Origin of the sequence: Nostoc linckia z4, assembly GCF_002608075.1 — a bacterium.
GTDB classification, from domain to species: Bacteria; Cyanobacteriota; Cyanobacteriia; order Cyanobacteriales; family Nostocaceae; genus Nostoc; species Nostoc linckia.
In genome coordinates this window covers 15,001-27,937 of sequence record NZ_LAHA01000059.1, presented here as the reverse complement: position 1 = coordinate 27,937, position 12,937 = coordinate 15,001, and the positions used below count along the sequence as shown (strand labels likewise).

Annotated in this window: 10 protein-coding genes and 1 pseudogene; 6 read left to right on the top strand and 5 right to left on the bottom strand. The window is 42.4% G+C overall.

The features are described from left to right. Positions 1-141 precede the first annotated feature (141 nt). The 6 genes and pseudogenes from VF06_RS31325 to VF06_RS31300 all read left to right on the top strand — a co-directional run bounded on the left by VF06_RS31325 (position 142) and on the right by VF06_RS31300 (position 8,749). Positions 142-1,824, top strand: a complete 1,683-nt coding sequence (locus VF06_RS31325; protein WP_180267445.1) for an eCIS core domain-containing protein — start codon at positions 142-144, stop codon at positions 1,822-1,824. Positions 1,825-2,866: 1,042 nt separating this feature from the next. Continuing rightward, the gene (locus VF06_RS31320; protein WP_099069971.1) at positions 2,867-3,865 is read left to right on the top strand and encodes a formylglycine-generating enzyme family protein; all 999 of its coding nucleotides are present in this window, start codon (positions 2,867-2,869) and stop codon (positions 3,863-3,865) included. Positions 3,866-3,921: 56 nt separating this feature from the next. After that, positions 3,922-6,261, top strand: a complete 2,340-nt coding sequence (locus tag VF06_RS31315) for an arylsulfatase (RefSeq protein ID WP_099069972.1) — start codon at positions 3,922-3,924, stop codon at positions 6,259-6,261. 81 nt (positions 6,262-6,342) lie between these two features. Continuing rightward, positions 6,343-7,272 (top strand): bile acid:sodium symporter family protein, encoded by a 930-nt coding sequence (locus VF06_RS31310; protein ID WP_371411465.1) that lies wholly within the window; start codon positions 6,343-6,345, stop codon positions 7,270-7,272. Between the two features lie 268 nt (positions 7,273-7,540). Continuing rightward, a pseudogene (locus VF06_RS31305) lies at positions 7,541-7,759 on the top strand (IS1/IS1595 family N-terminal zinc-binding domain-containing protein); the annotation flags it as partial. A 288-nt stretch (positions 7,760-8,047) separates the two neighbouring features. Further along, positions 8,048-8,749 (top strand): SDR family NAD(P)-dependent oxidoreductase, encoded by a 702-nt coding sequence (locus VF06_RS31300; protein ID WP_099069974.1) that lies wholly within the window; start codon positions 8,048-8,050, stop codon positions 8,747-8,749. A 452-nt stretch (positions 8,750-9,201) separates the two neighbouring features. On the opposite strand, the gene bioF is transcribed toward VF06_RS31300, so the two are convergent. The 5 genes from bioF to VF06_RS41550 form a co-directional block, all read right to left on the bottom strand. Next, complete coding sequence (gene bioF / locus VF06_RS31295; protein WP_099069988.1) at positions 9,202-10,374, bottom strand: 8-amino-7-oxononanoate synthase; 1,173 nt, start codon at positions 10,372-10,374, stop codon at positions 9,202-9,204. Between the two features lie 208 nt (positions 10,375-10,582). Next, positions 10,583-11,221 (bottom strand): Holliday junction branch migration protein RuvA, encoded by a 639-nt coding sequence (gene ruvA, locus VF06_RS31290; RefSeq protein WP_099069975.1) that lies wholly within the window; start codon positions 11,219-11,221, stop codon positions 10,583-10,585. Continuing rightward, positions 11,218-11,979 (bottom strand): sucrose-phosphate phosphatase, encoded by a 762-nt coding sequence (locus VF06_RS31285; protein WP_099069976.1) that lies wholly within the window; start codon positions 11,977-11,979, stop codon positions 11,218-11,220. The genes ruvA and VF06_RS31285 overlap by 4 nt, the downstream gene beginning before the upstream one ends. Positions 11,980-12,552: 573 nt before the next feature. Continuing rightward, positions 12,553-12,786, bottom strand: coding sequence for an exodeoxyribonuclease VII small subunit (gene xseB, locus VF06_RS31280; RefSeq protein ID WP_099069977.1), 234 nt, complete (start codon positions 12,784-12,786; stop codon positions 12,553-12,555). Further along, positions 12,779-12,934 (bottom strand): hypothetical protein, encoded by a 156-nt coding sequence (locus VF06_RS41550; protein WP_180267446.1) that lies wholly within the window; start codon positions 12,932-12,934, stop codon positions 12,779-12,781. The genes xseB and VF06_RS41550 overlap by 8 nt, the downstream gene beginning before the upstream one ends. Positions 12,935-12,937: the final 3 nt, after the last annotated feature.

Below are 12,937 nucleotides of genomic sequence, written 5' to 3'. Positions count from 1 at the left end.
CACAGCCTTTTTTACAGTCCTGTAGGTATTATTAGCAACGGCAGTAACTTGCCAATTGAGATAATTTATACTTACGTCCATAGCGGTGCAATTAGACAAATTGTACGATCGACTTAAACAGTATTTATGGGGGAAAGTGAGATGAGCGATGTCCATGGGCTACGTAAAATTGGTCGCCGAAAAACACCTGCATCGAATTCTACAAATCCGTCGCTTGTCTCACGAGATATTCCAACGTTGGGAAATCCAACGCGCGGTTTTGGTCTAGATACAAATCAAGCTCAGCGTCCAATAATATCAACTGATTTTGAAGAAGATGATTTGCTTGAAGAGGAATCCTTAGAACCAACAGTTATTCAACAACCTCTGAATCACGATATTAGCAAAATATCTTTGCATTCACAGGATAGATTCACTAACCAGCCAGCAGAATCTCACCAGCAGCAAGTAGGTATGATGGCTGCACCAGCCGTTCAACAAAAGATAACACCAGAACCAGTGGAAACGAAGCAGGCTTTTCACTCTCCTGTGCAACAAAAACCGATTCAGCGAGACGGAATGAATATTCCTGGTGGTGCAACTATAGAGACAGTCAACGGTAACACCAGTGCTGTCATCTCTTTATTAGATCAAAAAGCGATAATAGCTCTAGACAATATGCCGGGAGCAAGACCGCCAGATTTTAGTCGCTACATTGACAGAATAGATCAAGTACTCTCAGACACTAGCTTATCAGACACAAATATACCCATCAATTTTGTTGAAACCACTGGAGTCAATGTCTACTGGAGAGGGTATATCCGCTTTAGATTAGGTGAACCACAAGCTCTTTCTGGAGGTGGAAGTGCAGCCACGACTCGCGGCTTCGGTGGTAGTACCACCTCCAGTACAGAGACATCCACTTCAACCACAGATTCCGCTAAAGCCACGGCTAGTGGTGGTAGTACAAGTGGTACGAAATCTGGAGAGGCTGGCAAAGGTGGCGAAACTTCTACTGGTAGTTCTGGGACAGTGGGAAGTGAAGTATCTACTACAACTAGTCGCAGTGATAAATACACTGATTCTACAACCAGCAGTAGAGGCGGAACAACAAACATGACCAATAACATGCAACGTTTTATGGCACCGCTGATTGCTGAAATATCTTTAAATCCAGAACTAGATGTTCAAGGTAGTGACTACGTTAATCCCTTGAAGTGGGGCATGTTTATTGGTGAGAGTATCAGACCCATGAAAAGAGTAAGTGGTTCTGTGAATTGCGGCAGCGTCACTTATTATACTTCTAATGGAATTACACCAACACCAACCCCAGCAGCACCTCCAGCACAACGTAAAGGTTGGATGGAAAATCAACTAGGAATTACTGAGCAGTCTCAAGCTAATTTTAATAATGCGGCGGCTGTTAACAATATCAATCCACTTCAATTGAGCAATTCTGGTAGTACTCCATTACCCACAGATGTGGCTGTTGCTGCACAAGAACATCATGGAATGAGCCTGGATAAGGTACACCTCGTACAAGGAGGACAAGCTGATGCTTACTGTGACTCCATGAATGCAGCAGCATTTACTACGCCAAGTAATGAAGGGGAAACTAACATTTTTATGCATTCCCAACTTCCTGTGGATTCACCCCAAGGTCAACATACACTCTCCCACGAAGTATCACACGCAGTACAGCAAATGCGTGGTGAAACTGCTGAACTCGATGGACTTGGCGGTAATCAGTCCCGCCGTGATGCACTGGAGAAGAGTGCTGATTCCCATGCAGATATAATTGTTAACAAAAGTGCCCAACTTCAGAAATTGCAACAATCACAATGATATTGTTCTCACCGAATAAACGGGAAAAAAGCATAACTATTCGTGGTGCTTGTTAACTGTTAACTGTTGACAGTCAACAGCCGATGGCGAGTGATGTCATGTCCGGTTGAATACTTATCATGTAGACTGACGCAAAGACGCTCTGACACGGAGAATTTTTTTGATAAGTAATTAGACGAACATGATATGAATGTGCAAGTTAAATCTAAAACACCTTAGCTTGTTAATTAACCCTCAAAACTCAGAAAGTTTTGAGGGTTATTTTATGACGTTTCACAAAGTTCTTGACTTATTTTTGTCTAAGAGGTACTTTATCAATATCGCAATTAAATACGGTATACATATCGATTTATAGTATTTTAGTAACAAAAAGCCAAAATTCATGATGAATCAAAGTTTGAGTGGTAGCATGGGTCTAACTCTCTCACTTCATTGTTATCTATTTAAGAAAACTTTCTGGCTTCTTTTTTGGAGATTCATTTAAATTAATTTAAGGTAAATTTTGCTCGATTTAAAACCAGAATTTTAATGTATATGGTCGGAGATTCGTTGCATTTTGATGTTTTTAATTAACAGGAAACAAGTAGAAATAATTGAAAAAATCAAACAATGTTAAGTAACGTAAAATTCTTAATATTCAGTTAGTAGTAAGGATTTTAGTCCTTTTTGGATAACTTTAGTTCTCACTACTTTAATTATTTACCCTATTGTACTTACTACCTAGTGCAATTGATGTAAAAGCGTAAGGATTCAGGAGTCAGAATTCAGGAGTCAGAATAGTTCAATAATCAAGTATTCTCTTGATTATTAAATCATACTAGTTATACTAAATTCCTTATAAATTATGAATTCTGGCTCCTGAGTGCTGAATTTTTACGTAAAAGCTTATATAAATTTTGCATATTGTTTATGAAAAATATAGCTGGTTTTAAACATCATATTATTAAGATAAACCTGCGTTATCAAAGGTAATTTGAATTTTCAAAATATGAGTTAGTAAATTTCAAAGTTATGGCTAATGTAAATACAAATTGCTATTAGTATGTCGAAGCTAGGAAAAAGTTTTTTCAGATTATTGTTCGCTACAGGAGTGACGATCGCACTTTTATTCATCATTCCTCCTGCTTTTGCCGCTAGCGTCAATCCCTGTCCCCAAGAAATGGTATTGATTCCAGCAGGAACATTCACAATGGGATCGAATAATTCTGCTTTTGTGGAAGAGCGATCGGCTTTTGATGTTACAGTGAGTTCTTTTTGCATCGATAAATATGAAGTGACAAATGCACAGTTCGCAGCATTTGTCAAAGCAACAGGATATGTAACAGTTGCAGAGCGCCCTTTATCCAAAGAACAATTTCCCGACTTATCAGAGGAGCAGAGATTACCTGGTTCTTTGGTGTTTGAGATGGCAAAGCCAGGAGCAAAGCTGTTGAGTTGGTGGTATTGGCGCACTGGGGCCAATTGGCAGCATCCCTTCGGCCCGGAAAGTGCGATAGCTGGAAAAGAAAATTACCCAGTGGTTCATATTGCCTATGAAGATGCCGTAGCCTACGCGCAATGGGCGGGAAAATTCCTACCCAGCGAGGCCCAGTGGGAATACGCCGCCCGTGGTGGTTTGGAGAGCGCAACTTATACATGGGGCGAGCAATATTCTGAGAAAAAAGCCAACACCTGGCAAGGAATCTTTCCCTTTTTTAATACCAAAAGCGATGGTTACGTAGGTATTGCCCCCGTAGGTTCCTTTCCACCCAACGGTTACGGTCTTTACGACATGGCAGGTAATGTCTGGGAATTGACCTCAGATTTGTTTGGGGTAGGGCATGACGAGAAAAACCATAGTGTCGATCCCACAGGGCCAAAACTCAGCTTTGACCCCAACAAACCCACAGAAAATGTCTTACACACCATTAAAGGAGGCTCTTACCTTTGTGCGCCCAACTATTGCAGCCGCTTCCGTCCTGCGGCACGAGAATCTCAAGCCCCGGACACCGGAACTACCCATATCGGATTTCGTTTAGTTCAGAGTATTCCCACCCTATGAAATAAACAAAACACTTTTTTCCTCCACTCCCTACTCAACCAATAACCAATTAGTTTATGTTGCATTTTCTTTGGCGATCGCTCATCATATCTCTCGTCATCACTATACTGACGGTTACTAGTCCTGCCTTTGCAGCCACATCACAGATTTTACCCATTCCCCAACCAGAATTTAAGGGCAAAATTGGCATTACCTACAAAGACTCAAAACCAGATTTTCCCCAACCGATTACTGCTCCAGACAAAGCGCCCAACGTTGTACTAGTGATATTAGATGATGTTGGCTTTGGACAAGCCAGTACCTTTGGCGGCCCGGTGGAAACTCCTAACTTGACTCGCCTAGCCGAAAGCGGATTGCGTTACAACCAATTCCATACCACAGCCCTTTGTTCCCCCACCAGAGCAGCATTGTTAACTGGACGCAATCACCATTCAGTAAATACGGGGGTAGTTGAGGAATTAGCTACTGGTTATCCTGGCTACACAACAATTTTACCTAAAAGTGCTGCCACGGTGGCCGAAGTGCTACGACAAAATGGCTATAATACGGCTGCTTTCGGTAAATGGCACAATACACCAGACTTTGAAACCAGCGTCGCTGGGCCTTTCGATCGCTGGCCCACAGGATTGGGATTTGAGTACTTTTACGGCTTTCTTGGTGGCGATACTAACCAATGGAGTCCGGCATTGGTAGAAAATACTAAACGAGTCGAGAAACCAGCAAATAACCAGGATTACCACCTGACACCCGATTTAGTAAACCATGCGATCGCCTGGATTCGCAACCAACAATCCATTGCTCCTGACAAACCCTTTTTCGCCTATCTCGCCACCGGAGCCACCCATGCACCCCACCACGCCCCCAAAGCTTGGATTGATAAGTACAAAGGCAAATTTGACCAAGGGTGGGATAAATTACGCGAAGAAATCTTTGCCCGTCAAAAACAACTGGGTGTGATTCCTGCCAATGCCCAACTTACACCCCGTCCTGAAGAATTGCCAGCTTGGGATTCCCTTTCGGCTGACCAAAAGAAACTCTCAGCTCACATGGCGGAAGTATTTGCCGGATTTCTCGCCCACACAGATTATGAAATCGGCAGATTAATTGATGCAGTTGACCAACTCGGCGAACTAGACAACACCCTGGTCATCTACATCGTGGGAGATAACGGTGCAAGTGCAGAAGGCGGCTTAACAGGTACCGTCAACGAGTTGAAATTCTTCAACGGCGTACCCGAAAATCTGCCACAACTGCTTGCTTCCTATGATGACTTGGGCAGCCCCAAGACATTCAACCATTTTCCCGCCCCTTGGGCATGGGCAGTTAATACTCCCTTCCAATGGACAAAGCAAATCGCCTCCCACTTTGGTGGAACTCGCAATCCTTTAATAATTTCTTGGGGTGAAGGCATTAAAGACAAAGGTGGAATCCGCAGCCAATTCCATCACGTAATTGATATTGCACCCACCATTTTAGAAGTAGCGGGAGTTACTGCTCCCAAAGAAGTGAATGGAGTCAAGCAACAACCAATAGAAGGTACTAGCCTCGCCTATACCTTTGATAATCCCGATGCTTCCTCCCATCGCGAAACTCAGTACTTCGAGATGTTTGGTAACCGAGCCATTTACCATCGCGGTTGGGTAGCCGCAGCGCGTCATGGCCGCTTGCCTTGGGAACGTACCGTCAAAGGCGACTTTGATACAGATAAATGGGAACTGTACAACATTGCAGAAGATTTCAGCGAAGCCAACAACCTCGCTCCAGAAAATCCAGAGAAGCTAGAAAAACTGCAAAAATTATTCTTCAAAGAAGCCCGTAAGCATCAAGTCTTACCATTAGACGATCGCGTTCTAGACCGATTTGATGTCAAAATTCGCCCCAGCCTCACCGTCGGACGCACAAACTTTACTTATTATCCTGGGGTATTTGGCATCCCAGAAGGTAGCGCCCCAAATTTAAAAAACAGATCCTTCAGCATCACAGCTAACGTAGAAATCCCCGAAACTGGTGCAGAAGGTATCCTCTTAACCCAAGGCGGACGTTTTGCCGGTTGGAGCTTTTTCCTTGAAGATAGCAAGCCCACCTACGTTTACAACTATGCCAATGCCGTTCGCTACATCATTCAATCCCCAGAAAAATTGCCCCCAGGGAAATCGACAATACAGTTCGACTTTGATTATGACGGAGGCACTGTAGGTAAAGGCGGAATCGGCAAACTATTCATCAACCAACAGCAAGTAGCCGAAGGTCGAATCGAAAAAACCATTGCTTATCGTTTAGCCCTAGATGAAACCTTCGATGTCGGTAGAGACACAGGTACTCCCGTAGTTGACACCTACCAAGTACCCTTTACCTTCACCGGTAACTTACAACAAGTAAGTCTTGAGTTGAAGTAAGTAATGGCGAATGGGGCGTGGGGCATGGGGGAGATGAGGAGAAAGATTGCTTTGTCTACCTTGTCTCCTTAGCAATGCCCAATGCCCAATTCCCAATTCCCAATTCCCAATTCCCTATGCCCAATTCTTATTAAAATCATGAATGAAATTCTGGCAGTCATCGACAAATTAGCACTTCTGACATTTATTGTTTTTACTATGCTGGGTGCGGGTTTACGTCTCACTCTACAGGAGATTTGGCAACCACTCCGCAATCCCCGCCTCGTTATCTTGTCTTTGCTGACAAATTTTGTGCTGGTGCCGCTTTTTGTCTATCTGCTGCTGCAAATAGTAGATCTAGGCGAACCAGTTAAAGATGGTTTACTAATCATGGCGGTAGCATCAGGCCCTCCAGCTTTGCCAAAACTCGCTCACATAGTTAAGGGCAATATAGCTTTTTCTGTGGGGTTAATGATGTTGCTGATGTTGGGGACAATCGTTTATATGCCGATTGTATTGCCGTTGGTGGTGGAAGGGGTGCAAATCAACTCTTGGGAAATTGCCAAACCGTTGTTATTAATGATGGTTAGTCCATTAGCAATTGGGCTATTGATTAAAGCTAAATTTCCAGCGATCGCTACAAATCTTCAACCAATTTTGTTCAAATTATCTAATGCTGGATTATTTATAGGTTTATTAGTCAGATTAGCTGTTCATACTAACGATATCATCGCCTTATTGAAAACAGGCGCAATTTTTGTTTGTGCTGTATTTATTCTCTTTTCCTTTAGCGTAGGTTATCTGTTAGGCGGCCCTGGTGTTGATACCCAAAGAGTGCTAGGAGTCGGAACCGCTCAACGCAATTTTGCCGCAGCACTATTAGTGGGTACAAGCAACTTTGAAGATCCCAGCGTGGTGAGCATCATTATGGTAACGAGTATATTAATGATGGTTACAGTTCTGATTATCGGGCCGAGGTTCATAGAAATAGACCAGCCAACAAATGCAGATATAGAACAGGTAAAAGTTTAATTCATTAGGGCTTGCTGAGAAAGTCTGATAGTTGGGTAGGGAATTCTTAACAAAGTCGAACTTTTGTGACGTACTCCATACACTCCCCTTTCAGGGTGAGTGTGCGCTTCTCAATGACTCTTCTAGGAAGACATTAATTGAGCTTTTAGGGCGTGCGTTCCACGCGCCTTTATGATTATAGCGGCATTTAAATCTCTGCACAAACTGGTATGACAAACAGGACAATTCTGGACGTTGCATAATTGAAGTATGAATTAGAGCGATCGCTATGCAGTGTCCAAGGTGTACATCAACTCATATCCGCAAGAATGGAAAAAAGGGTAGTAAGCAAAATTACATCTGTGTTAACTGTCGTCGTCAATTTATGAATTCTTATGAAAAACAAGGTTATTTAGAAGAAATCAAACAGGAATGCTTTGAAATGTATTTAAACGGGTCAGGCTTTAGAGCAATAGAAAGAGTGAAAAAAGTACATCACACAACGATAAATTTATGTAAATATTGATACGAATTTTCTATGCAGATATCTAGTGGTCTGCCAATCCAAAAATGCTGGGTGACGGCTGGGTAAAGGGTAAGGGATTTAAAATCTTTCCCCTTTACCCTTTCCCCTTTACCCTTTCCCCTTTACCCTTTCCCCTTTCCCCTTTACCCTTTCCCCTCTCCCCCACCAAGTTCACTTGGCGAACTACTAGAATGTTTGATATGGGAGAAAACAGGCAATAAGCAATAGCCCAGTATATTTTTTGCCTGTAATTGGAGGTGAAGTACTGTGATGGAAGTGATACAAGATAAACGAGCATTAGTGACAGGTGGTAACCGAGGAATTGGATTTGCCATTGCCCAGGGTTTACTGGCAAAAGACTATGAAGTGATTATTACTTCGCGTTCCCTTGATAAGGCTACACAAGCAGCCCAGCAACTTCAAGGTAAGGTAATTCCTATAGAATTGGATGTGACTAACGATCGCTCCATCAATGAAGCAGTCAAAACCCTCTACCAAAAGAGCGATCGCTTAGATGTTTTGATTAATAATGCTGGTGTATATCCAGACAATAATGTCAATATTATTACTATTAACCGGGAATTGCTCGATTCGACGATGAATGCCAACACTTTTGGCCCAATTCGTATGGTGCAGGCATTTTTACCTCTATTGGAAAAATCCCCAAATGCCAGAATAATTAATGTTTCCAGTGGTTATGGAGCATTGTCAGATTTATCTGCTGACGTTCCAAGTTACTGCCTATCAAAGTTAGCATTAAATGGGGCAACAATTATGCTGGCACAAGCTTTGCAATCTAAAGGAATCCTTGTCAATTCCATTTGTCCGGGGTGGGTGAGAACAGATATGGGTGGTTCATCAGCACCGCGTTCGCCAGAACAAGGGGCGGATACTGCAATCTGGTTAGCTACTGATGCTCCACGGAACATAACTGGTAAATTTTTGCGCGATCGCCAAATAATTTCTTTTTAGGGAACTCTAAAAAATAAATTGTTCTGATTCAGGTCGTTGACTATTCACTGTTGACTGTTGACTGTCAACGTTCAACAATTAACAATCTTCTGTGGAATATTTGGAAGTTCCTTAGACGTTGCTGATTTTATGTATAAAAACAATTGTTCATGATATCAAAATCGTTCCACAGACGTTGCATTGCAACGTCTCTACATTTGGGTTCATTGTATAAAGTGCGAGAATATTAGTTTCTTAATTTCAGGACTTACGCAAAAATAACGTAATTCCGTCATTACGAGCGATAGAGAAGTAATCCCCCCTGACGCTGGGATTGCTTCCCTACACTCCGTTTCGGTCGCAATGACAATATCGGCGTTGCGTAAGTCCTAAATTTTTACCGCTATTTTTTGGCATTGCTCAATCAAGGGATTATTAACCAACTTCTAAAATTCTTCCCCTGTGGCTTCTACTCACCACTCCTTATTTCCTTGCTTCAGAACTGCTACTAATTTTTCAATATGCGCTGCTTCATGAGTTGCCATTAGAGATATTCTGATGCGACTTGTGGGCACTGTGGGCGGACGAATTGCTGGGGCAAAAATGCCAGCATTTCTGAGATACTTTCCGGCTTTAAGTGCATCTGTGGCATTAGGCAATTGGAAACATAATATAGCTGATTCTGAAGGCAGCAATTTTAAATTAGGTACATCTTCGAGCAAAGCTTTTAAGTAACGCACATTTTCCCATAATTGGGCACGGCGTTGCGGTTCTTGTTGTAGTATGTTGATTGCTGCTAAGGCTGCGGCTGTATCAGCAGGTGAAAGTCCAGTGGTGTAAATCCAACTAGGGGCGCGGTTTTGCAAAAAATCGATTAGGATGCTACTTCCGGCTACATACCCGCCTAAACTACCTAAAGCTTTGCTCAAAGTACCAATTTGAATTAAAGGCTTTCCCGTACATCCAAAATATTCAACACATCCAGCACCAGTTTTTCCTAATATTCCAGTGGCATGAGCTTCATCAACTAGCAGCATACAGTTAAATTCTTCAGCCAGATCTAAGAGTGCTGGCATTGGACATAAATCGCCATCCATGCTGAAGACGCTATCTGTGAGTATCAAACAGCGTCGGTAATTTTCTCGTTGGTGATTCAACTGTGTTTTAAGTGCTACAACATCACAGTGGGGATATTCTACAATCGCTGCACCGCTGAGAATTGCCCCATTTTTCAAACTGGAATGATTGTATTGGTCAGATAAAATTAAATCCCGCTTGCCTACCAAAGCGGTAATTACACCCAAATTAGCTAGATACCCGGAACTAAATACCAAGGCATCTTCTGTTTGTTTGGTAGATGCGATCGCCTTTTCTAATTCCCTATGTAATTCACGATGACCAGTGAGTAATCTAGAGCCAGTACTACCAGTGCCAAATTCTTCAATAGCAGCGATAGCCGCTGCCATCAAACGTTCATCTCCAGCCAATCCCAAATAATCATTACTGGCAAAATTAATCACCTCTTGCCCATGTAAAACCACTGTTGCACCGGGACGACCGTCAATAGTTTGTACAGAACGATACCAATCTGCCCGATGAATTGTTGCCAGAGATTTTTCTATCCAAGCATAAGGGTCATGGGGCATAGAGGGGGTGGGGAGATGGTGAGATGGGGAGATAGGGAGGTGAGAAGATAGGGAGGTGAGAAGATAGGGAGATAGGGAGGTGAGGAGGTGGGTAAGATGAGGGAGATCGGGGGGATAAGGGAGATGAGGGAAAGAGGGATAAGAATTAATAACCAATGCCCAATGCCCAATGCCCAATGCCCAATGCCCAATGCCCAATGCCCAATGACTAATAACCAACTTGTTCGCTACTACTGAGATGAGCGATCGCTTGTTTAATCCAATCTTCTACATAGGCGTCTTTTGGTAGTCCGATGTCTTCACTGACCACATGCAAGGCATGACTAACTTCATGAGCAGTATACCCTAAAGCAAAGAGTGTCATTTGTACTTCTTCAAGAATTCCTGGTGCAGGGCCGCCTGTGGCGACAAAGAACCCGGCTGATTTGCGCCACTCAATCAATTTGGTTTTCAGTTCTAAACAGATGCGTTCGGCAATTTTTTTGCCGACACCAGGGGCTTGAATTAACATTTGGGTATTGCCAGCGATAATTGCTTGGACTAAATCTGGCAGTTCCAAAGTGTCCAACAGTGCAATGGCTAAGGCTGCACCAACACCGCTAACTGTTAACAAGTGGCGAAATAAATCGCGTTCGGCTGGAGAAGCAAAGCCATAGAGAAATGGCACTTCTTCACGAATTTGCAAATGGGTAAAAATTTGTGCCACTCCCCCTGAATCTGGTAATTGCTGTGCTAGGCGTTGGGGAACTAGCAAATCATACCCCAAGCCATTAACTTCTAGAGTTAAAACAGCCCGATTACCAATTGTTTGAATACCAGCAACGATTCCTTTGAGATAGCTAATCATTCTAAAAAACCAAAATATTTTAATCCTTCCAGAATTCCACCCGCACAAAAATCTTGTGCTAGGTAACGATGCTTAGCCGGATACTCGTTGTGCCACTGGAGTAACTCTTTTCGAGCATTACCGACTATGATTCCCCTTTCGTTGCCTACAGCAAATAAAGCAATATCATTACCTGAATCACCACAGACAACTGTTTGTTCTGCTGCAAATTTCCACTTTTGGCGTAAAAATTGCATTGCTTGACCTTTATCGCTGGTAAGGGGTACAATGTCAAGGTCTATTCCGCTACTGTAGATTAACTTTACATTTAATTTATATTTATCTAACTCTGCCTCAAGTTGCGGTAGAATACCGACTGCTATTTCTTGAGGAACAAAAAAGCTGACTTTGAAAGCACGCTGTTCTGACTGTGGTTGCAGCTTTAAATCGGGGAAACTGTTGGTTATGGATAAGATGAGTTCTCGATCCCAACCAGGAGAGAGGATTTCTGACCAACTAGAATCAGGATTATCACTGCCATGAAGGTAGATTTCTGTTCCTACAGCAAGGACTAGAGCATCTGGTTGCAAAAGATTTTTTTGAAGTTGGAGTTCTTGGTAAAGCTGAGGCGATCGCCCGGTAGAATAAACAATTTTAGTACCGTATTCTTGGCGATGTTGGTTTAGCAGTTGGTTCAGCTTTGGTAAAGCGTCGTCATTACCTACGGTGCGATATACAAGGGTGTCATCTAGGTCAGTTACAAAAAGAAATGGTTTCATAATTTTGATTTACCCCAAGTTGGTAGTTGCACAAATGCTTGAGAAACTAAAAATTGGCAGATTAAATTTGTCAATACGAATTATTGACAACAGGTTCCGAGATAATTTACCAGATTTTGGCTCTTATGTATTCTTACCAATGAAATAACTGGACTTTCTGCCGATCTATTTAATAAAAAACCATAACAATCCCAAATAATTTGTGAAATATTACGTGTTATACCATTTCACTTTATAAATGATACAAATACAGGCGTAAGCCTTCCCGCAGGGTACAGAAGAAAGGGCGAACAAACGGTACACAACAAAGGGCAAACAACCCGTACACAACAAAGGGCGAACAAACGGTACACAAGAAAAGGCGAACAACCCGTACACAACAAAGGGCGAACAACCGTTCGCCCCTACAGGGTTTTGGCAAACGCATATTTAATTTCTGGAGATGTCTTATATGTATCAATATTTTGATGAATTGGTATTAGGGTTATTTACTGTTAACAGTCAACCGTCAACCGTCAACCGTCAACACTTTAACCAAAATAATTTACTTTTTGCAGTTCCCTTAATCTTCTTCTATTCTTCACTCAAAGTTTCAATTAACAAATCTACCTGCTGCTGTCGCTGCTGCAAAAAACTTTCGCACTGACGCAAATATTCAACAGCCTTGCCAAATTGATCAAAAACCTCTTCCAATTCCAACTCACCCGCTTCAATGCGAGCAATAATTCCCTCTATTTCAATAACTTTCGCTTCATAATTCCAACCTTCCATCGAATCAGAACTAGAAGCACTCTTGCGTTTAACCATTCAACTCTTGGCGTCCTTGGCGTCTTGGCGGTTCGTTTATTTCCACAATCTTCACTTTAACTCCACCGTGCCCCAACTGAATCAACAAATCTTCTTGCACTTGAGCCGCAACGCGATCGCCCTTATCTTCTCTCTCCTCAAAATGCATTAC